25 protein-coding genes are annotated in these 23,239 nt (G+C 70.8%); 10 read left to right on the top strand and 15 right to left on the bottom strand.

What is annotated here, in order from left to right; genetic code table 11:
• The first annotated feature begins 10 nt into the window (after positions 1-10).
• The 8 genes from ACQPXB_RS05150 (at position 11) to ACQPXB_RS05115 (ending at position 7,124) form a co-directional block, all read left to right on the top strand.
• Positions 11-463, top strand: a complete 453-nt coding sequence (locus ACQPXB_RS05150; protein ID WP_366575482.1) for a flavodoxin family protein — start codon at positions 11-13, stop codon at positions 461-463.
• A gap of 312 nt (positions 464-775) precedes the next feature.
• Positions 776-1,180, top strand: coding sequence for a helix-turn-helix domain-containing protein (locus ACQPXB_RS05145; protein ID WP_386946545.1), 405 nt, complete (start codon positions 776-778; stop codon positions 1,178-1,180).
• Entirely contained in the window at positions 1,177-1,701 is a 525-nt protein-coding gene (locus ACQPXB_RS05140; protein ID WP_366575486.1) for a hypothetical protein, read from the top strand. Before ACQPXB_RS05145 ends, ACQPXB_RS05140 begins: the two co-directional genes overlap by 4 nt.
• Entirely contained in the window at positions 1,698-2,801 is a 1,104-nt protein-coding gene (locus ACQPXB_RS05135) for an MAB_1171c family putative transporter (RefSeq protein ID WP_432849779.1), read from the top strand. The genes ACQPXB_RS05140 and ACQPXB_RS05135 overlap by 4 nt, the downstream gene beginning before the upstream one ends.
• 3 nt (positions 2,802-2,804) lie before the next feature.
• Positions 2,805-3,953: an amidohydrolase family protein gene (locus ACQPXB_RS05130; RefSeq protein WP_432849777.1), complete on the top strand. Its 1,149-nt coding sequence runs from the start codon at positions 2,805-2,807 to the stop codon at positions 3,951-3,953.
• 93 nt (positions 3,954-4,046) lie between these two features.
• A complete protein-coding gene (locus tag ACQPXB_RS05125) occupies positions 4,047-4,667 on the top strand; it encodes a TetR/AcrR family transcriptional regulator (RefSeq protein ID WP_386946543.1) in 621 nt (206 codons plus the stop codon).
• Between the two features lies 1 nt (position 4,668).
• The gene (locus ACQPXB_RS05120; protein WP_386946541.1) at positions 4,669-6,333 is read left to right on the top strand and encodes an FAD-binding dehydrogenase; all 1,665 of its coding nucleotides are present in this window, start codon (positions 4,669-4,671) and stop codon (positions 6,331-6,333) included.
• Complete coding sequence (locus tag ACQPXB_RS05115) at positions 6,330-7,124, top strand: alpha/beta fold hydrolase (RefSeq protein WP_366575493.1); 795 nt, start codon at positions 6,330-6,332, stop codon at positions 7,122-7,124. Before ACQPXB_RS05120 ends, ACQPXB_RS05115 begins: the two co-directional genes overlap by 4 nt.
• Positions 7,125-7,234: 110 nt before the next feature.
• On the opposite strand, the gene hisS is transcribed toward ACQPXB_RS05115, so the two are convergent.
• The 11 genes from hisS to ACQPXB_RS05060 all read right to left on the bottom strand — a co-directional run bounded on the left by hisS (position 7,235) and on the right by ACQPXB_RS05060 (position 18,765).
• Positions 7,235-8,530 (bottom strand): histidine--tRNA ligase, encoded by a 1,296-nt coding sequence (gene hisS / locus ACQPXB_RS05110; protein ID WP_366575494.1) that lies wholly within the window; start codon positions 8,528-8,530, stop codon positions 7,235-7,237.
• Between the two features lie 30 nt (positions 8,531-8,560).
• Positions 8,561-8,944, bottom strand: a complete 384-nt coding sequence (locus tag ACQPXB_RS05105; RefSeq protein WP_366575495.1) for a hypothetical protein — start codon at positions 8,942-8,944, stop codon at positions 8,561-8,563.
• A 98-nt stretch (positions 8,945-9,042) separates the two neighbouring features.
• Positions 9,043-10,221, bottom strand: a complete 1,179-nt coding sequence (locus tag ACQPXB_RS05100; protein ID WP_432849773.1) for a sensor histidine kinase — start codon at positions 10,219-10,221, stop codon at positions 9,043-9,045.
• A gap of 2 nt (positions 10,222-10,223) precedes the next feature.
• Positions 10,224-10,871, bottom strand: a complete 648-nt coding sequence (locus tag ACQPXB_RS05095; RefSeq protein ID WP_432849771.1) for a response regulator transcription factor — start codon at positions 10,869-10,871, stop codon at positions 10,224-10,226.
• A gap of 87 nt (positions 10,872-10,958) precedes the next feature.
• The gene (locus ACQPXB_RS05090; RefSeq protein ID WP_432849769.1) at positions 10,959-12,239 is read right to left on the bottom strand and encodes a cation:proton antiporter; all 1,281 of its coding nucleotides are present in this window, start codon (positions 12,237-12,239) and stop codon (positions 10,959-10,961) included.
• The gene (locus tag ACQPXB_RS05085) at positions 12,239-13,597 is read right to left on the bottom strand and encodes a cytochrome P450 (RefSeq protein WP_432857306.1); all 1,359 of its coding nucleotides are present in this window, start codon (positions 13,595-13,597) and stop codon (positions 12,239-12,241) included. Before ACQPXB_RS05085 ends, ACQPXB_RS05090 begins: the two co-directional genes overlap by 1 nt.
• A gap of 5 nt (positions 13,598-13,602) precedes the next feature.
• The gene (locus ACQPXB_RS05080; protein ID WP_432849767.1) at positions 13,603-14,646 is read right to left on the bottom strand and encodes an alpha-hydroxy acid oxidase; all 1,044 of its coding nucleotides are present in this window, start codon (positions 14,644-14,646) and stop codon (positions 13,603-13,605) included.
• 3 nt (positions 14,647-14,649) lie between these two features.
• Entirely contained in the window at positions 14,650-16,206 is a 1,557-nt protein-coding gene (locus ACQPXB_RS05075; RefSeq protein WP_432849765.1) for an NAD(P)-binding domain-containing protein, read from the bottom strand.
• Between the two features lie 156 nt (positions 16,207-16,362).
• On the bottom strand, positions 16,363-17,355 hold the full coding sequence (locus ACQPXB_RS05070) for an aldo/keto reductase (RefSeq protein ID WP_432849762.1): 993 nt from the start codon (positions 17,353-17,355) through the stop codon (positions 16,363-16,365).
• Between the two features lie 31 nt (positions 17,356-17,386).
• Positions 17,387-18,367: an aldo/keto reductase gene (locus ACQPXB_RS05065; RefSeq protein ID WP_432849760.1), complete on the bottom strand. Its 981-nt coding sequence runs from the start codon at positions 18,365-18,367 to the stop codon at positions 17,387-17,389.
• Positions 18,364-18,765: a MerR family transcriptional regulator gene (locus tag ACQPXB_RS05060; protein ID WP_220246259.1), complete on the bottom strand. Its 402-nt coding sequence runs from the start codon at positions 18,763-18,765 to the stop codon at positions 18,364-18,366. Before ACQPXB_RS05060 ends, ACQPXB_RS05065 begins: the two co-directional genes overlap by 4 nt.
• A 203-nt stretch (positions 18,766-18,968) precedes the next feature.
• Between ACQPXB_RS05060 and ACQPXB_RS05055 the strand changes: the two genes are divergently transcribed.
• Together ACQPXB_RS05055 and ACQPXB_RS05050 are read left to right on the top strand one after the other, a co-directional pair.
• Positions 18,969-19,559, top strand: a complete 591-nt coding sequence (locus tag ACQPXB_RS05055) for a TetR/AcrR family transcriptional regulator (RefSeq protein ID WP_432849757.1) — start codon at positions 18,969-18,971, stop codon at positions 19,557-19,559.
• On the top strand, positions 19,556-20,416 hold the full coding sequence (locus ACQPXB_RS05050; RefSeq protein WP_432849755.1) for an SAM-dependent methyltransferase: 861 nt from the start codon (positions 19,556-19,558) through the stop codon (positions 20,414-20,416). Before ACQPXB_RS05055 ends, ACQPXB_RS05050 begins: the two co-directional genes overlap by 4 nt.
• On the opposite strand, the gene ACQPXB_RS05045 is transcribed toward ACQPXB_RS05050, so the two are convergent.
• From ACQPXB_RS05045 to ACQPXB_RS05030, 4 genes are all read right to left on the bottom strand, one after another.
• Positions 20,403-21,641 (bottom strand): hypothetical protein, encoded by a 1,239-nt coding sequence (locus ACQPXB_RS05045; protein WP_432849753.1) that lies wholly within the window; start codon positions 21,639-21,641, stop codon positions 20,403-20,405. The genes ACQPXB_RS05050 and ACQPXB_RS05045 overlap by 14 nt on opposite strands.
• The gene (locus ACQPXB_RS05040; RefSeq protein WP_366575512.1) at positions 21,638-22,198 is read right to left on the bottom strand and encodes an RNA polymerase sigma factor; all 561 of its coding nucleotides are present in this window, start codon (positions 22,196-22,198) and stop codon (positions 21,638-21,640) included. The genes ACQPXB_RS05045 and ACQPXB_RS05040 overlap by 4 nt, the downstream gene beginning before the upstream one ends.
• 111 nt (positions 22,199-22,309) lie before the next feature.
• Positions 22,310-22,933 (bottom strand): uracil phosphoribosyltransferase, encoded by a 624-nt coding sequence (gene upp / locus ACQPXB_RS05035; protein WP_360597295.1) that lies wholly within the window; start codon positions 22,931-22,933, stop codon positions 22,310-22,312.
• Positions 22,934-22,938: 5 nt separating this feature from the next.
• On the bottom strand, positions 22,939-23,232 hold the full coding sequence (locus ACQPXB_RS05030; RefSeq protein ID WP_432849750.1) for a hypothetical protein: 294 nt from the start codon (positions 23,230-23,232) through the stop codon (positions 22,939-22,941).
• Positions 23,233-23,239: the final 7 nt, after the last annotated feature.

The following is a 23,239-nucleotide window of genomic DNA, read 5'->3' as shown; positions in this document are numbered from 1 at the left end:
GGCTGCGGTCATGGCCACGCTGTTACTCGTGCACCACACCCCATCGCCGTCGATGCAGGCGATGTTCGAAGCCGTGCTCGCCGGCGCGAAGCACCCGGACATCGAAGGCGTCGACGTCGTCCGCCGCCCCGCGCTCGGCGCGACCGCCGCCGACGTGCTGGCCGCCGACGGTTACCTGCTCGGCACTCCCGCGAACCTCGGCAGCATGAGCGGTGCCCTGAAACACTTCTTCGACACCGTTTATTACCCGTGCCTCGACTCGACGCGCGGCCGGCCGTTCGGCGCGTACGTGCACGGCAACAACGACACGGCCGGCACCGCGCGCCAGCTCGCGTCGATCACCACGGGGCTGGGCTGGACGCAGGTCGCGGACCCCGTGCTGCTCACGGGCGAACCCGACAAGGCGGCGCTGGAAGCGTTGCAGGAGCTGGGTGCGACGGTGGCCGCGACGCTCATGGACTGACCGGCCCGGAGAGACAACCCGGAAATTAAAGGGGCCTGTCACCGGAAGCCCTGGGGGTCGACCTCCGGCAACAGGCCAGATCAAGGGTTCGCTACGAGGCGATCAACCTTGACCACGCAAGCGTACTACAAATGGCTGATCACGGCGAGCCAGGCGCAGGACAAGATCCCGCTCCGGGTTCCGAACACCCCCAGAGTGCGGACGTGTCCGAAGCGGGACGCGGCCACTGTAAACCACTGCATACAGGTGGTGTCAACAGGTGCGTACAGTGGACTCGGCGCTACTATCCGGACAAGGGAGAAGGGGGCGGTGATGCCACGCCAACGCACCTTCGCGGAGAAGCTGAGCACGCTCATCGACTCGTCCCGGGCGGACGGCCGCGCACCGCACAGCTACCGGGAGATGTCGGCGGCGATCGAGCGTGCGGGCGGGCCCGCGATGTCCCCGGCATACCTGCAGCAGCTGGCGACGGGCAAGCGGATCAACCCGAAGATCCACTACGTCGAGGCGCTGGCGAAGCTGTTCGGAGTGCCGGTCACGTACTTCTTCGACGACGAGGACGAGCGCGCTTCCGGAGACGCCCCGGCCGTCGAGGCCAAGCTGATGGCCATGCGGGCGCAAGAGCTGTCTCCGCAGGGCCGGCGGCAGGTGATGGACCTGCTCGACCTCGTCGAGCGCTACGAGCGCGCCGAACGGGAAGGCCACAGCGGACCGTGAAGGAACGCGAACTCCGCAAACGCTGCCGGCGGCTGCTGAAGGACCTCGGTATCAGCCCGCCGCTCGACGTCGGGCAGCTCTGCGCACGCCTCGGCGAGCGCCGCGGCCGCCCGATCCGGCTCATGGCCTACCCGCTCGAGGTGCCCGGCCCGTTCGGCTGCTGGATCGCGACCGCCACCGCCGACTACATCTTCTTCCAGCAGGAAACCACGAAAGCCCACCAGGACCACATCATCCTGCACGAGCTCGGCCACCTGCTCGCCGACCACGAGCCGGGCGGCGACGCGGAGCCGGCCGACTTCCTGCGGGGCCCGGCCGTGGAAAGCCTCGACGGCGACGCCGTGCGCCGCGCGTTGCGCCGCACCTCCTACGACGAGGCCCACGAGTGGGAGGCCGAGACCGTGGCCACGATCATCCTCGAGTGGGCGTCGGTGCTGAACTACACGATCCCGCGCGCTGCGGCCGACCACGACCTGCGGCGCATCCAAGGCACGTTGGGCGACCACCAGGGCTGGCTGTGACCGCTGCGCTTTTCGTCCTCTTCTCCGCCGCGCTCGCCTGGCGCGTCTACCAGCTGGTGCGCTCGCCGCGGCTGCCGAACTGGGCCGTCACGGTCACGATCGCCGCGTTCGCCCTGGCGTTCCTCGCCCAGCAACGTGGGGTCACCACGTGGTTCGACGGCCTGACCGCGCCCGGTGGCGCGCGACTGGCGAACAACGTGCTGCTCTCGTGCGGCGTCTGCTCGCTGCTGATCTTCTTCCTCGGCTCCGCGCTCGGCCCGCGCCAGGCCCGCCGCGTCGCGCTGGAGCTCGTGCCGCTGGCCGCCGCGATCGCCGTGATGACGGTGGCGCTGGCGATCACGCCGGTGCCGCTGCGGGGCGCCGCGCTCGGGCCGGACACCGTGCACGAGCCCGGGATCGCGTTGTTCTACTTCGGTGGTGGCGCGTGCCTGATCTACGCGATCACGGCGTGCGCGGTGTGGATCGGGCGCTACCAGCGCGTGGCCGACCCGCACCTGCGCACAGGCCTGCGCATCGGCGCGGCGAGCCTCGTCGCCGCGGCGGCCGGCAGCGTGTTCCGGGCGCTGTACCTGGTGCTGGCGTGGGTGTTCGACGTGACCGTGCCGGCGTTGCTGTGGCTCGGGGTGCCGCTGGTGATCCTCGGCAGCGTGCTGTTCCTGGCCGGCATCACCTACCCCGGCGTGCGCGCCCGTGTGGCGGCCGTGGTCCGGCGGCGCCGGCACCGGGCCGACCACCACCGGCTCGCTCCACTGTGGACGTTGCTCGTGGCCGCGTACCCGAGCATCGTGCTGCGGACGCCGCCGGGCAGCGGACTGCGCGACCGGTTCGCCGTGCACCGCCGCTACTACCGGCGCGTGATCGAGATCCGCGACGGACTGGTGCAGCTGAGCCCGTACCTGGAGACGGACCTGGCCTCGCTCGCGGCCGACGATCCGTCCGCCGCGGCCGCGGCACTGCGGGCCGCGCTGGCCCGGCAGGCGTCGGGTGAGGTGAGCGACGGGCGGGCCAAGCTCGTGCTGCCGGGCGGTGGCGCGGACCTGGAATCGGACGTGCGGCCGTTGCTGTCGCTGTCGACTTCGTTGGTGGGAAAGGAAAGCTGAACGGTGGACACCCTGATCACGGCGGCCCGGGTGCTGCCCCGGCCCTCGACCCCGATCGACGACGGCGCCGTGCTGGTGCGCGACGGCGAGATCGTCGCGGTCGGCCGGCCCGACGAGGTGGCGGCGGCGGCCGTGAACCCCGTGGTGCACGACTTCCCGGACGCGACGGTGCTGGCGGGGCTGGTCAACTCCCACGTGCACCTGTGCTTCGACGCCAGCCGCGAGATGCTGCCGAACTTCCTGGCCAGTGACGACACCGAGGTCGCGATCGGCGCCGAGGAACGGCTCGGGCAGCTGCTGCGCACCGGCGTCACGACCGTCCGCGACCTCGGCGGCCGCACCGTGTTGAAGCCGGCCGGCGGTCCGCGGGTGCTCGCGGCCGGGCCGCCGCTGACCGTCCCGGAGGGACACTGCCACTTCTTCGGCGGCGTGGTCTCCTCCGACGCCGAGATCCGCGCGCGGATCGACGCCAACGCGGCCGCGGGCGCCGACGTGATCAAGGTGATGGCCGGCGGCGGCCAGATCACGCCCGGTGGCGCGGAAATGTGGGAGTCGCAGTTCGACGCGCGGCAGCTGAGCGTGGTCGTCTCACAGGCCGCGCGCCGCGGTCTGTCGGTCGCCGCGCACGCCCACGGCGCCGACGCGATCGCCGACTGCACCGAGGCCGGCGTCGCGACGATCGAGCACTGCACGTTCATGACCGGGCCGCAGCAGACCGACCTGCGCCCGGAGGTCGCGCGCCGCATGGCCAAGGGCGGCGTCTCGGCGTGCTCCACGAGCAGCCGCAACTGGCGGATGATGGTCGAGCGCATGGGCGAGGACCTCGCACGCCGCGTCTACGGGCGGTTGCCGTGGCTGGAGGAACACGGCGTGCGCCTGCTCTCGGGCACCGACGCGGGCCTGCCCGGCTCCCCGTTCGACGACCCCGTGGGCGCGCTGGAGCTGTACGAATGGCTCGGCTTCTCGCGGCGGCGGATCCTCGAGATCGCCACCGAGGACAGCGCGGCGGGCCTCGGCCTCGGCTCGGTCACGGGCCGGCTGGAGCCCGGGCTGGCGGCCGACCTGCTGGTGGTCGACGGTGATCCGCTGGCCGAGCTGGCGGCGCTGGGCAAGCCGCTGCTGGTCATGGCGCAGGGCGTCGTGGCCGCCTGAATTTCTGAGCAGGGTCGATCTTGACCTTGGTCACGCTCCCTTTCGATACACCGACGTATTGAGTACGCTCGTGTATCGAAAGCGGGAGGCCTGATGATCGAACCGACGGCGGACCGCGTGCCGCGTCGCCGTGCGGAGACCCGCCGGCGTCTGCTCGAAGCCGCTCTCCCGGTGTTCGCCGAGGAGGGCTTCGGACGGTCCACAGTGGAGCAGATCTGCGAGCGCGCGGGCTACACGCGCGGTGCGTTCTACTCGAACTTCGCCTCGCTCGACGAGCTGTTCCTGGCCATGTGGGAAGGGCGGTCGGCGGCGATGATCGCGGCCGTGCGCGCGGCGTTCGACGCGTTCACGCCGGTCGAGCTGCCCGACGTGCGAGCGATCGTGGAGCGCGTGCTGCCCGCGATCCCCGTGGACGACGCGTGGTTCCGCGTGAGCGCCGAGTTCACCGCCCACGCCCTGCGCAACCCAGGCCTGCGGCGCGTGATGACCGCGCGCGAGGAAGCCATCGCCGAAGCGCTCATGCCGCTGATGGTCGAGCTGCTCGCGCGGGCCGGCCGCTCGATCCCCGACCCGGTGGCGCTGGGCCAGGCGCTCGTCGCGATGCACGACGGCACCAGCGTGCAGTGCCTGATGGACCCCGACAACCCGCTCGTGTGGCAGCGGCGCCGCGACCTGTGCGTACAGGTGATCACGGCCTACACCGAGGAGACTTGAGTTGGACTTCGAAGCGGACGCGATCGTGGTCGGCGCCGGCCTCGCCGGTCTCGTCGCGACCCACGAGCTGGTGAAGGCCGGGCGCCGCGTGCTCGTGCTGGACCAGGAGAACCGCGCGAACCTCGGCGGGCAGGCGTTCTGGTCGCTGGGCGGGCTGCTGTTCGTGAACAGCCCCGAGCAGCGCCGGCTGGGGATCAAGGACTCCTACGAGCTGGCGTTGCGCGACTGGCTCGACTCGGCCGGTTTCGACCGCGAGGACGAGGACCTGTGGGCCCGCAAGTGGGCCGAGGCGTACGTCCGCTTCGCCACGTACGAGAAGCGCGATTACCTGCACGAGCTGGGCCTGCGCGTGACGCCGCTGGTCGGCTGGGCGGAGCGTGGCGGCGGCAAGGCCGGCGGGCACGGCAACTCCGTGCCGCGGTTCCACCTGACGTGGGGCACCGGGCCCGAGGTGGTGCGGGTGTTCGCCGAGCCGGTGCTGGCTGCGGAGCAGCGCGGCCAGGTGCGTTTCGCGTTCCGGCATCAGGTCGACGAGCTGGTGGAGACCGACGGCGTGGTCACGGGCGTGCGCGGAACCGTGCTGGAGCCGAGCGATCTGCCGCGGGGCAAGAAGTCTTCGCGCGTCGCGGCCGGCGAGTTCGAGCTGTCGGCGCCGGCGGTGCTGGTGAGCTCCGGCGGCATCGGCCACAACCACGAGCTGGTGCGGCAGAACTGGCCCGTCGACCGGCTGGGCCCGGCGCCGCAGACGATGATCCCGGGCGTTCCGGCCCATGTGGACGGTCGCATGATCGGCATCAGCGAGGCCGCGGGCGCGCGTGTGGTGAACCGCGACCGGATGTGGCACTACGTGGAGGGCATCCACAACTGGGACCCGATCTGGCCGGACCACGCGATCCGGATCATCCCCGGGCCGTCGTCGATGTGGTTCGACGCCAACGGGGTCCGGCTGCCCGCACCGAACTTCCCGGGTTTCGACACGCTGGGGACGCTGAAGACCATCCTCTCGACCGGGTACGACTACTCGTGGTTCGTGCTCACGCAGTCGATCCTCGAGAAGGAGTTCATGCTGTCGGGCTCCGAGCAGAACCCGGACATCACGGGGAAGGACCTGAAGCAGACGTTGCTCAGCCGCGCCGCGAAGGGCGCGCCGGGACCGGTGGACGCGTTCAAGCGGCACGGTGTCGACTTCGTGGTGGCCGACGACCTGGAGACGCTCGTCGACGGGATGAACAAGATCGCGCGCGGGCCGGCGCTGGACGTTGCCGCGTTGGAGCGCCAGATCGTGGCGCGGGACCTGGAGGTCGGCAACCGGTACTCGAAGGACCTGCAGCTGATGGCGGTGGCCAACGCGCGCAAGTTCGTCGGCGACCGCGTGGCGCGCGTGGCGAAGCCGCACCGGATCCTCGACCCGGCGCACGGGCCGTTGATCGCCGTGCGGCTGAACATCCTCACGCGCAAGACCTTGGGCGGCGTGCAGACCGACCTCGACTCGCGCGTGCTGCGGGCCGACGGTGAGCCGCTGCCCGGCCTGTACGCGGCGGGCGAGGTCGCGGGCTTCGGCGGTGGTGGCGTGCACGGCTACAACGCGCTGGAGGGCACCTTCCTCGGCGGCTGCATCTTCTCCGGCCGCGCCGCCGGGCGCGCCATGGCCCGGGCGGTGGAGTGACGCGGCGGACGACGGGCACGGTCCTGGACGTCGACGGGATCGCCCTGCACCTGCGTGAGGACGGACCCGCCGACGCCCCGGCCGTGCTGCTCGTACACGGCTTCAGCGGCTCGCTGCACTCCTACGACCGGCTGGCGCCCCTGCTGTCCGACCGCTTCCGAGTGCTGCGCCCCGACCTGCGCGGCCACGGCTGTACCGGCGGCCACACCGGCCTCGACGCGGTTTCCCAGGCCACGACCCTGGCCGGCGCGTTGAAGATCGTGGGCGCCGAAGGGCTGACCGCCGTCGGGCACTCCTTCGGCGCCGACGTGGTCCTGGCGCTCGCTGCGCTTTCGGGGGCCGTGACCCGGACCGTCCTCATCGGACAGGCACCGGACTACAGCCACGCCACTTTCCCGCCGGGCAACGGTTTGCTCGCGGCACCGTTCATCGGGCGTTCGCTGCACCGGCTGGTTTCACTGGCCCCGCTCGGTTTCGTGCTGCGCCCCACCCCGTTGCGCCAGGCCCACGCCGACTTCTCCGCCACCAGCCCGGCGATGGCCCACGCCGTCCTCACCGAACGGCGCCGCCTCCTGGCCGCCACTCCGCTCGACGCGCAGGTCTCCGCGCTCGGCCTGCCCACCCTCGCCGTCCTCGGCCGCCGCGACCGCCTCTACGATCACACCGGCAGCGCCACCCGCTACCGCGCGGCCGGCGCCGACGTCGCCTTCCTCGACGCCGGCCACACCCCGTTCACCGACCAGCCGGCCGAAGTGGCCGCCTTGGTCGCCTCCTTCTCCCTCGCGCCCTGACCCGGCCCCGCCGAGGGGGCGGGACCGCCGCAGTGGCAACGGGAGGCACGAAACAGCCCCGCCGGCATCGCGCCGGCGGGGCTGTTTTCGATTGATCTACCAGCAAAAACTCAAGCCGGCGTAACCATCCCGCCCACGATCGCGGCGACATCCGCCAGCGCGACCTGCTGCTGTTCCCGCGTGGCCAGGCTGCGAACGGTCACGTTCCCACCGTCCCAGTCCTCCTGGCCCACGATCACCACGGCGGCGGCGCCGGCCTTGTCGGCGCGCGTCAGCTCCTTGCCCAGCTTGCGGTGCTCGATCGGGGTCGACGTGCGGAGGCCGGCGCGGCGCAGGGAGGTCGCGACCTGGCGGGCGGCGTCGGCGAGGTCCTCCGTGACCGGGATGACCATCACGTCCACCTCGTTGCGCGGGGCGGGCGTAAGGCCGTGGGTGTCGAGGAAGTCGATGAGCGTGACGTCGCCCATGCCGAAGCCGATGCCGGGGATGCGTTCCTTGGTGAAGAGCGACGCGAGGTCGCCGTAGCGGCCGCCGCCGAAGAGGGCGCGGCGGTTCTTCGGCGAGGTGTCGAAGACCTCGAACACCGTGGACGTGTAGTAGGCCAGCCCGCGCACGATCATCGGCTCGAACTTCACCAGGCTCGCGGCCGAGCTGGACAGCACGCGCACCAGGTTGGACCGCTCCTTGACCTCCGCGGGCAGCTCGTCGAGCAGCGCGGCGCCGGAGCCCAGGGCCTCGGTGAGCTTCTCGAACTGCTTGTCCGTGAGCCCGATCTCCTCGGCGGACGTGGCGTGCTCCTCCGCCGACGTCTTCTCCCAGCGGTCCACCAGGCCGAACACGGCCGGCAGGTGCTCCGGGGAGACGCCCACGACGTCGGTGAGCGCCGACGTCAGCAGGTTCCGGTCGTTCACGCGCACGGCGAACATGTCCGAAGACGCGCCCACCGACTGCATGAGGTCGTGGATGAGCTCGAACATCTCGATCTCGCAGTTCGCGCTCTCGGAACCGAAGATGTCCGCGTTGATCTGCCAGTGCTCGCGCACGCGGCCGCGCTGCGGGCGCTCGTAGCGGAAGCAGTTCGGGTGGCTGTACCAGCGCACGGGGAACGACAGCGACTTCGCGTTGCCGGCGATCATCCGGGCCACCGACGGCGTCATCTCCGGGCGCAGCGCGAGGCGCTCGCCACCCTTCGTCGTCAGCGTGTAGAGCTGCTGGTCGGCGATCTCCTGGCCCGACTTCCGCTCGTAGATCTCGGCGGGCTCCAGCACGGGACCGTCGTAGCGGAGGAAGCCGTAGCGCTCCAGCACTTCGTAGAGATGGCCGAACACCTGCGTGCGAACGGACATTTCGGCGGGGAGGAAGTCTCGGGTCCCCTTGACAGGCGCGGTCGACAGGTATTCAGGCACGTCATCAAGCTTAACGACCGCGCCCAACCGTTAGAGGAACGCCACCCCATACGCCGTGAGCAGCATCGCCGCACCCAGCAGCACGGCGCCGACCGTGGTGATCGACATGCCGACCCGCGTGCGCAGCATCGCCAGGAAGAACCCACCCGACTGCGCCAGTACGCCGAACAGCAGCAGGAAGCAGGCAACCCACCGCCCGGTATCGCACAGCCCGCTGCGGTCGAGCACCTGCAACGCCACCAGCGCGAGCACCAGCAGCACCCCCGCGTGCGCGTGGCCGGCGCGGAAGAAGCTCTTCTGCTGGTCGTTGAGCACCCCGCGCTTGAGCAGCCCCATCAGCGCGTAACCCCCGTACATCACGGTGGGCAGCGACACGAGGGCGATGACGGTGAACAGCTGGACCGGTCCGTGCATGGCTTTCTCCTCCCAGAGCGTTCCCCGGGAGCGTAACACTGTTTTAAAACACTGTCACGGTTAATGCCGCGCCCATCGTTGACCTCGGGATCGAGCACTCAGGCCCGCGTGAACCTCAACGTGAACGTCGCCCCGACACCCGGAACCCCCGCCGCCGCGATGGTGCCGCCGTGGCCTGTCACGACTTCGTGCACCAGGGCCAAGCCCAGGCCGAACCGGCGGCCCTCGCCCTGGCCGCCGTGGGCGAAGCGCTCGAACAGCCGCTCCGCGTCCCGTTGCGCGAAGCCGACTCCGGTGTCGGCGACGCGGATCTCGACGTGGCGATCGTCGGGGTTCTCCAGCGTCACCTCGATCGAGCCGCCCGGCGGGGTGTGGCCGATCGCGTTGTCCAGCAACGCCGACAGCACCCGCCGCAGTGCCGCGGGAACCCCTGGCACCACGTCGAGCAGCCCCGGCGAACGGCGCACCTCGATCCGCACACGCCGGTCCCCCGCGCGCACGGCTTCGGCTTCCACCGCCTGTTCGGCCAGCAGACCCAGCTCCACCGGCTCCAGCAGTGGCCGCTCGTTGCACGCCTGCGTCGACAGCAGCAGGTCCTCCACGACCTCACCCAGCTCGCGCGTGCCCGACACCAGCAGGTCCAGGTCGTCCGACGGCACCGGCGCTACCCGCGCCCGGCGCGCCAGCAGCTGCGCGCGCGTGTGCAGGCGGGTGAGGGGCGCGCGCAGCTCGTGCGACGCGTCGGCGACGAAGGTGCGCTGGCGCCGCAACGCCTCGCCCAGCGGCCGGATCGCGCGCGCGGCCAGGACGTAGCCGCTGAAGACGGAAACCAGCAGCACCACCAGTTCCGCGATCACCAGGCCCATCAGCAGCTGCTGCCGGTCGGCGGCCTGGTAGCGCTGGTCGACGAAGACCTGCCACACCTGGCCGCCGTGGTCCACCGCGCGGACCGTGAACGTCGAGCCGGCCAGCTCCTGCTCCGTGGTCACGGAACCGCCGGGCGGCACGGCGGGCGCGGGCGGCGGCACGAACGGCAACGCGGCGGGCACGTGCCCGGCCGGCGTCACCAGGAACACGCAGCCCGGCGGCGTCGCCGACAGGCCCTGGGCCAGCGTGTAGTCGATCTGCCGGTCGACCTCCTCGCGCTGGCCGTGCACCAGCACCCAGTACGCGATGGCGCCGGCGGCGAGCACGACCAGCGTGATCACCACGGCGATCTGGCTCGCGATCGTCCGCCGCGCGCGCCGCAGCGCCCGCTCGTCGGGATCGACGATCACCGTCACATGGCCCCGATCTGGTACCCCAGGCCATGGACGGTCTTCACCACCTCGCGCCCCAGCTTGCGCCTCAGGTAGTACACGTAGGTGTCCACAATGGATTCCCCCGTCGAGTCGGCGAACACGTGGGTGCGCAGCGCCTCCCGCGGGTGGATGGCCTTCGGCCGCTGCGCGAGCGTGCGCAGCAGCTCGAACTCACGGCCCGACAGCGTCACGCGCTCGCCGCGGGACAGCACGACCTCGTGGCGCAGCAGGTCGAGCGCCGCCGTGCCCAGCGGCAGGCACTCGGCGCCGTCGAGATCCCGCCGGCACAACGCGCGCAGCCGGGCCAGCAGCTCGTCGGTCTCGAACGGTTTCACCAGGTAGTCGTCGGCGCCCGCGTCGAGACCGTGGACGCGGTCGGCCAGCTCGCCCAGCGCCGAAAGCACCAGCACGCGCGCGGTCACGGCCCGGCGCCGCAGCCCGGCGAGCACCTCCAGCCCGTCCATCACCGGCAGCCGCCGGTCGAGGATGATCACGTCGTGGTGGCCGGTGAGGCCGCGGTGCAGGCCGCGCTGGCCGTCGTGGGCGAGCTCGACCTCGTAGCCCTCGTCGGTGAGCAGCTCGGACAGCATTCCGGCCAGTTCACGATCGTCCTCCACGAGGAGCACTCGGGCTGCGGTTCCTGCCTCTTCGTGCACGTGTCCATACTCGCAGTCAGAGCGTCGATTGAACCCTCAACTTTCGTAGGGAATCGATCATTTACCCGCCGGTTGGGCCGAAAGGAGGAACTCCGGCAGCTGATCGGAGGAGTACTTCCGCCGATCCCGCCGGTCGAGCCAGCCGAGCACGGGCGAGGTCATGATCGTCGTCACCAGAGCCACCAGCACGAGCACGGTGAACAACGCCGGCGACACGATCCCCGCGGCCAGCCCGACGTTCAGCGCGATCAGCTGCATCAGCCCGCGCGCGTTCACGAGCACCCCGACGCGCACGGCGATCGGCTGCGGCTCCCCCGCCAGCCGCGCCGCGCCCCATGAAGCGCCGAGCTTCCCGATCACCGCGACTACCACGCAGACCACCGCGAACAGCAACAGGTTCGGGTCGGCCAGCAGCGCGAACCGCGTGTTGAGGCCCGAATAGGTGAAGAACAGCGGCAGGAACACGATCTGCCCGAGCGGCATCATCTTCGCGAGCACCTTGTCCGCCGCCTCGCCGCGCGGGAACGCGATGCCGATCACGAACGCGCCGAACACCGCGTAGAGCCCGATGGTGTCGGTGAACCACGCCGCCGCGAACAGGATCATCGCCGTCACGAGGATGCGCTGGCTTTCGCTCACCCGCGGGCTCGCCATGGTCTTCACGAGCACCCGCCGCACCACGAGCCACACGAGCAGCGCGAACAGCACCCCGCCACCCATCGCGGTCACGACCGGCCCCGCCGAGCCGGCGTGCATGCCGAGCACGACCGCCAGCAGGATCCACGCCAGCACGTCGTCGAGCGCGCCGCACGCCAGCGCGAGCGAGCCGAACCGCGTGCTGCCGAGGCCGCGTTCGGTGATGATCCGCGCGAGCATCGGAAACGCCGTGATCGCGATGGCCACCCCGACGAACGCCGCCGACACCACGGGCGAGACCCCGGGTTTGAGGATCCCGACCCAGCTCGCGCCGAGCACACTGACGCCGACTCCGAGCGCGAGCGGCACCACCGTGCCCGCGGCCGAGACCGCCGCCACCGACCGGGCCGAATCCTTGATGGAGCCCACGCGGAACTCGTAACCGGCCCCGAACATGTAGATCACGAGCCCGATCTGCCCGCCCAGGTACAGCAACGTGCGGACCGTGTCGGGGAACAGCGCCGCCTGCACGCCGGGCAGCACCAGCCCGAGCAGCGACGGTCCCAGCAGCACTCCGGAGATCATCTCGCCCACCACCGGCGGCTGGCCCACCCTCACCACGAGCGCGCTCACCAGCCGCACCACGGCGAGGATCACCACCACCGCCAGGAAGAACGCCGGCGCGGCCTCGGTCGGGGTCATCATTCGCCTCCGTGGTTCGCGAAGTAGTTCACGCACAAACGCTTCTGCCGCGCGTCGAGCACCATGTAGGTGCCGAACACGAGCTGGGCAAGGCTGCGCCACACGTCTTCCCAGCGGTCACGCACGGCGAGGTACGCCAGCGGGCCGCGGGTCGAGCGCGCCCAGCCACGCGGGGTGAGGAACACCGGGCCGCGGTTGGGGATCGAGCGCGTGTGGGCCGCGCTCGACGCGACGGAGTAGCGGCGCAGGAACTCCCGCGTCACCACGCGCATGGTGATCGGCGCGAGCCCGCGGGCCGGGCACGCGCGGTTCTGCGCGACGCCGAAGGGCAGGAAGTTCGCGTCCTTCTTCGACAATCCCGCGTGCGCCGGGCAACCGGCCGGCGGCTCCCAGCGCGACGGATCGAACTCCTCGGGCCGTTCGAAGCCCGCGTGGTGGAAGTCGGGGTAGCTGAACAGGAGCACGGTGCCGGCGTCGATCGTCGTGTCGTCGAGCTCGATGTCGCCGGTGGTGATGCGGTGGGCGATGCCGAAGAGCGGGTAGGTGCGCAGGCCTTCGTCGATCACGCGGTCGAGGTACTCGTCGTCGTCCGGGTTGGCGACCAGCCGACGCTGCACGTCCGGGTGCTGCGCGATGATCATCAGCAGGTGCGCCATCGCCTCCGACATCTGCACCACGGCGGTGTTGAAGAACGTGCCTTGCAGGTAGAAGACCTGCTCGTCGCGTGTGAGCCGGGACGGCAGCGCGTGCGGGATGTCGCCGAGGCGGCGCCGCAGGTAGTTCGTGAGCTTCGCGCGGCGGCGCATGTTGCGGGGCCGCACGCACTTCAGCGCGGAGACGACGTCGTCGGCGTGGCCCACGATGAGGTCGCGCGCCTCGGGCGGGCACGGTTCGCCGAACACCAGCTCGTAGTACAGCTCGGCCCAGATCGGCATCATCTCGTCGCGCAACCGGATCAGCCGGCCGTCACCGACGTCCAGGCCGTCGAGCACGTGCTCGGTCACGCGGCGCGTGAGCTCCTCCGACTCCGCGCGCGTCTTCACGAGGATGTGGCGCGTGGTCTTGGCGACCTCGTCGTAACGCGGTCCCGCTTCCAGGTGCTCCTGGTGGACCTCGGGTCCGGGCGCGAGCCAGTACCAGAACAGGTCCGACAGCGCCGCGCCCTTGCTGCGCCCATTGGCCGCCGGATCGGCGTACACCCGGCGAAAGTTCTCGACGCCCACGCGGTCGCCGGGGATCGGCAGGCCTTCCTCGCCGTTGACCAGTGCGAAGATCTTCACCCGCAACGCGACCACGCGGCCGGGCAGCCACTTCGGCAGCGAACCGACGAGCCCGGCCGCCAGCGCCGCCGTGAGCAGGCGCCTCATCGGACGAGGTCCGCGGTCAGGTCGCCGAGTGCGGCGGCCCCGCACAGCGCGAGCGTGTGGTCGGTCTCTTCCCGGAGGCGTTCCAGCACTTCCGTCACCCCTTCCTCACCCGCCGCGGCGAGGCCCCACACCACGGGCCGGCCGACGCCGACGGCGGTGGCGCCCAGCGCGAGCGCCTTCACCACGTCGGTGCCCCGCCGCACACCGCCGTCGAGCACGAGCGGGATCGCGCCCGCGACGGCCTCGGCCAGCGCGGGCAGAGCGTCCACAGTAGACACGGCGGTGTCGAGCTGACGGCCGCCGTGGTTCGACACCACGAGCCCGTCGACGCCCGCCTCCACCGCGAGGCGGGCGTCGTCCGGGTGCAGCACTCCCTTGAGCAGCACGGGAAGCGCCGTCGTCCGCTTGAGCCAGGCGACGTGCTCCCATGTGAACTCGGCCGACATCTCGATGTCGCGCACGCGACCCGAGCCGTCGCGCAGGTTCTCCACGACCAGTCCGGGCGGCAGGTCGTGGAACCCGTTGCGGTGGTCGCGTTCGCGCCGGCCGAACACCGGCGAGTCGACCGTGACCACGAACGCCCGCACGCCCGCGCGTTCGGCCCGGCGCACCACGGACTCCGTGAACTCCAGGTCCGGCTGCAGGTACAGCTGGAACCACAGCGCCGGGTCGGCCGCGGCCTGGCGCGCGGCGGCGGCGATGTCCTCCACGGCCGTGGTCGCGGCCATGCTCACCACCAGCACCGTGCCGGCCTTAGCCACCGCGCGAGCCGTCGCCAGCTCGCCTTCGGGGTGCGCGAGCCGGTGGAACGCCGTCGGCGACACCAGCACCGGTATCGACAGCGGCGAGCCCACCAGCTCCGTCGCCAAGTCGCGCTTGGCCGCGCCCCGCAGCACACGGGGCACGAGCACGCGCCGGGAAAACGCCTCTTCGTTGGCCCGCAGCGTCAGCTCGTCGCCGGCGGCACCCGCGTAGAAGTCGTAGTGCACCGGGTCGAGCCGCTCGCGCGCCGCGGCCTCGAGCTCCGCGATCGTGCGCACGGCTCAGGCCAGCTGGCCGGTGAAGAACTTCGTGAGCGCCTCCACGTGCACGGGCCGGTCCCACTCGTTGTCGAGGTTCTCCGTCACGTGGTGGGTGGCCACGAGCTCGCCGCGCCGGTAGTGGCGGACGATCGGGTGCAGGTAGTGGCCCTCGCCGCTGTCGTTGGCGACGTCCTGGCTCGCCCGCTTCACGGTGAAGTCGAACGGGTCGACCTTGTCGTGGTCCGGGCCGTAGTCGAGCGTGATGAGGAACGCGTTCTCGGCTTCGCCGAGCGGAGTGTCGGCGAAGCGGGCCACCGGCATCTCTTCGAGGTAACGCGCCTGGCCGCCCTCGACGACGAGGACGTCGGCGAGGAACCCGAACTGCTGGAACAGCCCCGACGTGCGGCTGATCCGCTTGAGCACGGCGTCCACCAGCTCACCGGTCTCGGCCTTGAGCACGGTCTGCGGCCACTCGTTGTCGTGGTAGCGCTCTTCGAGCACCTTCGACAGCGCGCGCACGCCGTAGCGGAAGCCGTGGATGAAGGCGCTGGTGGCCTTCTTGAAGTCGCGGACCTGCGTGATCGTGCCGGCGAAGTAGAGGCCGGGCACGTTCACCGACTCCCACGACGACGTCTGCGCCGGGAAGCGGCCGTTGATCGTGAGCTCGGGGCGGCAGTCCTCGTCGAACATCGAGGCGTCGAAGCGGAAGCCGGTGGCGGCGATCACGCGGTCGTAGCGGATCTCCTTCACCACCTCGTCGGCGCGGGCGAAGGCGAACTTCACGTGGTAGCCGTCTTCGTCCTTGCGGATCTCGCGCACGTCGCCGTCGAGGATCGCGTGCTGCAGCTTGAGCTGGTACATGTCGAGCACGCCGGCGTTGAACGCGCGCAGGTGGCCGACGAAGTGCGTGCGCCAGGCCAGCTTCACCGGGCGCGGACCGGCGACGTGCAGCACGGCCGCGTACGCGTTCACGCTGTCGGCGGTCTCGAAGGCCGAGTTGCCCTTGCCGAGGATGAGCACGCGCTTGTTGGTGAACTGCGCGGGGTCGGTGTCGAAGTCGGCGTACTGGTCGACCAGCTCCATGCCCGGAACGTCGGGGATGTACGGCTTCGGCACGCCCGTCGCCATGATCAGGCGCTTCGTGGTGTAGGTGTTTCCGTCGCCGTCAGTGAGCGTGAAGAGAGCGCTTTCCGCGTCACGGCTGATCCGCGTCACCCGGGTGCCGTAGCGGATGGCGATCTTGTGCTTCGCCGCGTAGTCGGCGGTGTAACGCAGGAACGTCTCGGCCGGCGGGAAGAGTTCGGCGCTGTAGTCGGTGAACAGCAGGGGGTCGGGACCGTCGTCGAGGAGTGAATTCCAGTCGACGCGCAGGTTGAGCTCGGGGTCGGTCCAGCCGGTGTGCTTCTTGTTCACCGAGATCAGCGTGCGGTGGCGCGGGAACCTCGTGAAGAACGTGGCGGGCGTGCTGCCCGCTTCGAGGACGAGGTAGCGGTGGCCTGCCTGTTCGAGCTGCCGGCCGAGCTGCAGGCCCGCGGGCCCCGCGCCGACCACCAGATAGTCCAGAACGTCGTCCACCACACCGGCCTCCAGCCTCGATCTTCGCCTGACGGCCGACAGCCTGATCCGGAGATCTCAGAAAAGGCTCAGAGATCCCGATCAGCGGGCGGGCGAAAATCCGGGAAGGGCACCTCGCGGGAATCACTGTCCCTCGAGGTGCCCTTCACCGTTGGTGGCTCAGCGTGACAGCAGCTTCATCGCCGTCTCGGAGTAGCGCGGGCCGGCCACTTCGGCGGCGGGCACGGCGGTCTCGATCTCCCGGATGTCCTCTTCGGACAGTTCGAGCGCCACGGCACCGACGTTCTCTTCGAGGTACTTGCGCCGCTTCGTCCCCGGGATCGGCACCACGTCCTCGCCGCGGGCCTGTACCCAGGCGAGCGCGAGCTGCCCCACGGTCACACCCTTCTCCTTGGCCAGCGCCCGCAGCGCCTCGACCATCGCGAGGTTCTTCGCCAGGTTCTCGTCCGCGAAGCGCGGCTGCGTCTGGCGGCGGAAGTCGTCCTCGCCGAAGTCCGCGGCGGAGGTGAACTTGCCGGTCAGGAACCCGCGGCCCAGCGGCGAGTACGGCACCAGGCCGATGCCGAGCTCGCGGCACGCCGGCACCACGGCGTCCTCGATGTCGCGCGACCACAGCGACCACTCCGTCTGCACGGCCGAGATCGGGTGCACGGCGTGGGCGCGGCGGATCGTCTCGGCGCCGGCCTCGGACAGGCCGAGGTGGCGCACCTTGCCCTGCTGCACCAGCTCGGCCATGGCCCCGACCGTCTCCTCGATGGGCACGTTCGGGTCCACGCGGTGCTGGTAGTAGAGATCGATGTGGTCGATCCCCAGGCGCCGCAACGAGTTCTCCACGGCCTCGCGCACGTACGCCGCGTCGCCGCGCACCCCGCGCTTGCTCGGGTCCTCCGGGTCGCGTACGAAGCCGAACTTCGTCGCGAGCACGACCTGGTCGCGCCGGTCGGCGATCGCGCGGCCGACGAGCTCTTCGTTGGCCCCCATGCCGTACATGTCGGCGGTGTCGAGCAGGGTCACGCCCAGCTCCAGCGCGCGGTGGATGGTGGCGATCGACTCGGTGTCGTCACCCTCGCCGTAGAACTCGCTCATCCCCATGCAGCCGAGGCCCTGCGCGCTCACTTCGAGCGTGCCGAGGCGGCGGGCGGGCAGCGTCATGTCGTCTCCCGATTCGTGAAGTGGCGGTTGCTCATTTGCCGGCGGCCCGCGCGAGCCGCTCGGGGTAGCGAGCCCCGGCCACGGCGTCGGCCGGAGCCGCCTGCGCGATCGCGGCGATGTCCTCTTCGGACAGTTCCAGCTGCGCCGCGGCGACGTTCTCTTCCAGGTACTTGCGCCGCTTCGTCCCCGGGATCGGCACCACGTCGTTGCCCTGGGCCTGCACCCACGCGAGCGCGAGCTGCCCGGCGGTCACGCCCTTCTGCTCGGCCAGCGCGCGCAGAGCGTCCACAATGGCCATGTTCCGCTCGAAGTTGCCGTCGGCGAAGCGCGGCATCCCACGGCGCATGTCGTCTTCGGGCAGGTCCTTCACCGACGTCACGGCGCCGGTCAGGAAACCGCGGCCCAGCGGCGAGAACGGCACCACACCGATGCCCAGCTCACGGCAGGTCGCGAGGATCTCGTCCTCGATGCCACGGGTCCACAGCGACCACTCGCTCTGCAGTGCCGTGACCGGGTGCACCGCGTGGGCGCGGCGGATCGTGTCGGCGTTCGCCTCGGAAATCCCGGCGTAGCGGATCTTTCCGGCGGCCACCAGCTCGGCCAGCGCGCCCCACGTCTCCTCGACGGGCGTGTCCGGGTCCACGCGGTGCTGGTAGTAGAGGTCGATGTGGTCGACGCCCAGGCGCTGCAGCGACTCGTCGCAGCACTGCTTCACGTACGCGGCGTCGCCGCGCGCGCTCATGCCGCCGTCCTTCCAGACGATGCCGAACTTGGTGGCGAGCACCACCTGGTCGCGCCGGTCCGCGATCGCGCGGCCGACCAGCTTCTCGTTCTCCCCCGCGCCGTACACGTTGGCCGTGTCCAGCAGCGTCACGCCCAGCTCCAGCGCGCGGTGCACGGTGGCGATCGACTCACCCTCGTCGTCGCGCACCCCGTACGCCTGGCTCATCCCCATGCAGCCCAGCCCCTGGGCGCTTACTTCCAGCTCACCGAGTTTCCTCGTAGCGATCACGCGGAGATCTCCTCCATGGCGGACACGTGGCCGAGGACCTTGCGTTCCACCTGGTCGTAGTTGCTGATCTTGTAGTCCAGAATGTCCAGGCAACCCTGGAGCTCGGCGATCCGGTCGGCGACCGACTGGCGTTGCTCCACGAGGATCGCCTTGCGGCGTCCGGCGCTCGCGACGCCGTGGCGCCGCAGTGACGCGTACTCGCGCATGCTCTTGATGGGCATGCCGGTGAGCCGCAGCTTGGTGAGGAACCCGAGCCAGTTCAGATCGTCGTCCGAATACGCGCGCCGCCCCGCCGCGTCGCGGGCCGGCGGGTCCAGGAGCTTGATCCGCTCGTAGTACCGAAGGGTGTCGATCGACAGGCCGCTACGTCGTGCGGCTTCCGCTATCGAGTAGCTCATGCGCTCGACAGTACGACCTGGAGTGCGCTCCAGGTCAAATCCCGACCGGGTGGGGTGATGCCTGGATTGTGCAGGTCAGCAGGCGACCGGCGCCACAATGTCGGCCCCGCGGAGCGGATCGGCCGAGGCGGAACCGGTTCCCGCACCCAAGATCACCCCGCGAAGGGTCGCGTACCGTAACACCGTTGCGTTACCCTGAGCACATGCCCCGTCCCCGTACGCACGACGAAGCCCTCCGGCTGAAGCTGCTGGACCGGGCCGGCGAGCTGATCTCCGCCGACGGCCCCAAGGCCCTGTCCCTGCGCAAGCTTGCCGCCGACGCCGGGACGTCGACCACGGCCGTGTACTCGCTGTTCGGCAGCAAGCCCGACCTGGTCAACGCGCTGTACGTCGAGGGCTTCCGCCGCTTCGGCGCGCGGCTGAACGCCGTGGCGCGGACCGGCGACGCCGTCGCGGACCTGGTGCGCCTCGGCGTCGCCTACCGCGCGAGTGCGCAGGCGGATCCGCACCTGTACGCGATCATGTTCACCCGCTCCGTGCCCGGCTTCGAGCCCAACGCCGAGGCCGACCGCCAGGCCCGCGCGACCCTCGAGCCACTCGAGGACGCCGTGCGGCGGGGCATCGCGTCGGGGCAGCTCGTCGACGTCGCGCCCGAGGTGATCGTCGTCAGCTCGTGGGGCATCGCCCACGGGCTGGTGTCTCTGGAGCTGTCGGGGAACCTGCCGCCGGAGTTCAGCGTGGGCGGCGCGTATGAGGAAGCGTTGCGCGCCAACGCTTCCGGCTGGCTGAAGTGACCGAACCCGGGGTGAGCGCCACGGCGCTGATGATCGCCGCGGCGCGCGCCGTCGAGACGAACCGCCCCGACGGCCTCATCCGTAACGAGTGGGCCGAACGCTTCGTCCGCGCGGGCGCGGTGGATCTGCCCACCCGCATCGAGGACGTCGAACAGGGTGACGCCGACCCGCTCTGGGGCCGCGGCGGCGCCTACTCCGGCCTGCGCACCCGCGTCTTCGACGACTTCCTCCTGACCGCGAGCAAAACCGTCACCCAGGCCGTGCTGCTCGGCTCCGGTCTCGACAGCCGCGCCTGGCGCCTCGACCTGCCCGCCGGCCTGCGGTTCTTCGAGCTCGACCGAGCCGACCTCCTCGGTTTCAAACGCCGCGTCCTCGCCGACGCGGCGCCGCGGGTTCGCCACGAGTTCCTGGTCGCCGACCTCACCGACGACTGGGCCGCCGTGCTCACCGACGCCGGCTTCGAGCCCGGCGAGCCCACCGCGTGGCTCGTCGAAGGCGTGCTGCCCTACCTCTCCGGCGCCGCCGAGGCCCGGCTGATGGCCACCGTCGACTGCCTTTCCGCGCCCGACAGACAGATCGGCTACGAAATCGTGCTCGGCCAGGAAGCCGAGTCCCTGCGCTCCCACGACCTCTACGCCGCCACCGAGGCCGGCACTGGCACCAACATCGGCCGCCTCTTCGACGACGGCACCCGCCCCGACTCGGCCGCCTCCCTGCGCGCCGCCGGCTGGACGGTCACCAGCTCCCCCGTCGCCGACTTCACCACCCGCCACGGCCGCGGCCCCGACCCCGCCGTCGTCGACCCGATCACCCAAATCCGCTGGGTGTTCGGGTCGAAGCCGGTCAGAACAGCTTGAGCGACGCCTCGATCACCAAGTTGCCCGCGGCGTCGTAGGCCTTCACATTGGTCCTGGCGTCCACTGTGGACGAATTGTCGGCGTCGGTGTGCCAGATCGCGAACGTCCCGTGCGCCACCGTCGCATCCCTCGGCGTCCCTCCCGGGTAGGTGACCGAAACCCTCGTCACGTTGTCCGGCACGCCCCCGGCGAGCACGAGCCGCTCCGGCTCGCCCGTGTCCTTCACCGGCGCTGACACGGGGATAAGCGCAGCGCCGCCGGCGCCCACCTTCAGCTCCTGTACCGAGGAAGGGTCGATCGCGTAGTAGGTCGCTCCGGCCCGTCCCGGATACGGTTGCGCCGAGCAGGCCAGCATGTGCTGCCCCAGCCGGGCGACGACCAGCTTGCGGTCGTTCCAGGTCAGGTACGGCCCGGCGACGTAGGCGCCTCGGTCGGGCACCTGCTGTGGAGCGGACGCGAGGCATTCGTCGAGGAACCTGCCGGCCTCGGACCGGCGATCCGCCGACGCCGGCCGGTCGACCCTGATGGTGAGCGCGGCCGGGGCCGAGACGAGGGCGGACGGGTCCACCTCACTGCCATCCGGCCCCAGGGCGAGCCGCACCGCCGGGCCCGCGCCCGTGAACACCGCGAACTGGTGCGACAGCGGCGAGACCCACTCTGCCGTCGGCCCGTCCGGCTGCAGCGTCACGTCGGGCGTGGCGGCCCGCACGCCCTGCCACGCCGGGTCCGCCATCCCCGCCACCAGGCCGTCGGCCGTGCGCAGGTACACCTTGGCCTGGGACCCGGGCACGGGCGAAGGAACCGCGTCGGGGTCCGAGACGGTCACCGTCGTCGCGGTCGTCTCGCAGAACAGCGGCCGGCCGCCGATCATCGCCGCGGTCAGGGTCGCGGCGCCGTGGCTCAGGACGAACGGGATGTCCCAGGCGCTCGGATCGGCGATGGTCGGGTAGTAGGGCTTCATCGCGTTCCAGCAGCGGTCGAACGTGTCGTGGCCCGGGTCGCGCGGTCTGGCGGGAGCGAGCGGTCCCGCTGAGTCGTCACGCGGTACGCCGGCCGCGAACACGACACCGGTGGCCACCACCACGACGGCCGCCGCCACGAGCCACACGGAACGCCGCCGGTGAGCGGGCCTCTTCTCCTCGGCGAGCCCGGCCCGTACCCGCAGCCGGATGCGGTCGCGCACCTCGGGCGGGAGTTCGCGGCGCGGCGGGAGGTTGTCGATCATTTGTCCTCCAGAGTCTTGTCGTCGAGGAGGGCACGCAGGTGGGCTCGCGCCCGGGACAGGTGCGAGCGGACGGTGACCTCGGCGACTTCGAGCAGCGCCGCCGCGTCGGCGGTCGGCAGGTCGCCCAGCAGGCACAGCTCCACGACCTGGCGCTGCGCCTTCGGCAATCCGGAGACGGCCTCGATGATTTCTTTCAGGCGTGCTTCGCCGTCGAGCTGGGCCGCGACTTCGTCGGCGTGATCCGACACCGCCGGCGGCTCGGGGATGCGCGTCAGCAACCGCAGACGACGGCGCGCGCCGCGGTGTTCCGTGCGGGCGAGGTTGCCCGCGACCGTGTACAGCCACGGCAACGCGCTGTCCCTGATCAGCTTCAGCTCGGCCCGCTTGCGCCAGGCGATCAGGAACGTGTTCGACGTCAGGTCCTCGGCCACCGCCCACGACCCGGTCAACCGGTAGGCGTGGTTCCACACCGCCTGCGCGTGGCGTTCGAACAGCTCGCCGAACGCCCTCTCGTCCCCGCCTGCCGCGCGCCCGAAGAGCTCGGCGTCCACGGTCACCCCTTGGATGGTCACACCGGGAAGTGGCCGGGAACCTCGGAAGTGTTGTGGGTGTCTTTCTGGTGGTTCAGGCCGCTTGGTTCAGTACGGCTTGGTTCAGTACGGCTTGGTTCAGACCGCGCCGTACTGGCGGTCTCCCGCGTCGCCGAGCCCGGGGACGATGAAGCCGGAGTCGTTGAGCCGCTCGTCGATGCTCGCGGTGACCACGCGCACCGGCAGCCCGGTCTTCTCCAGGTGCTCCAGACCTTCGGGCGCGGCCAGCGCGCAGATGGCCGTGACGTCCGTGGCGCCCCGGTCCGTGAGCAGCCGGATGGTGTACTCCATCGAGCCCCCGGTGGCGAGCATCGGGTCGAGCACCATCACGGGCCGGTCGGCCAGCGATTCCGGCAGCGACTCCAGGTACGGGGTCGGCTTGAGGGTTTCCTCGTCGCGCGCGAGCCCGACGAACCCCATCTGCGCGTCGGGGATCATCTTGTGCGCCTCGTCGGCCATGCCCAGGCCGGCGCGCAGCACGGGGACCAGCAGCGGCGGGCTGGCCAGCCGGTAGGCCTCCGTGCGCGCGACGGGCGTGTGGATCCGCTCGGTGCGCACGGGCACGTCACGGGTGGCTTCGTACACGAGCATCACGGTCAACTCGTGCAGCGCGGCCCGGAACGCCGCGCTGTCCGTCCGCGCGTCACGCATCGTGGACAGACGGGCCTTGGCCAACGGGTGATCGACGACGTGCACATCCATGCCGCCTAACTTAGCTGCCGGGTGTCGTCCGCGTCTCGGCTCATCTCGTAGTAGTTCACCGCCTCGAAGAAATGCCCGACGACCGGAGCCAGCTTGTCGAACGGCCACGCCGGCACATCCGCGACGTTCGCATCATCCGGCGGCTCGATGCAGACAATCATCCTCCAGTTGGCGTACGATCCACTGATCTTCCAAGACTGGCGCATGGGTTTCCTCCTCCGCGAGAACACGAGCCAAACGTTCTCCCGATGCCAGAACCGCACGCAACCTTCCTTCAGGTGAGCGATCTTTCGTGCCACCGTGGCA

Source organism: Amycolatopsis sp. CA-161197, from assembly GCF_050942255.1.
Lineage (GTDB): Bacteria > Actinomycetota > Actinomycetes > Mycobacteriales > Pseudonocardiaceae > Amycolatopsis.
Note: the sequence above shows the minus strand (reverse complement) of the source record. Positions and strands in the feature narration are given on the sequence as shown.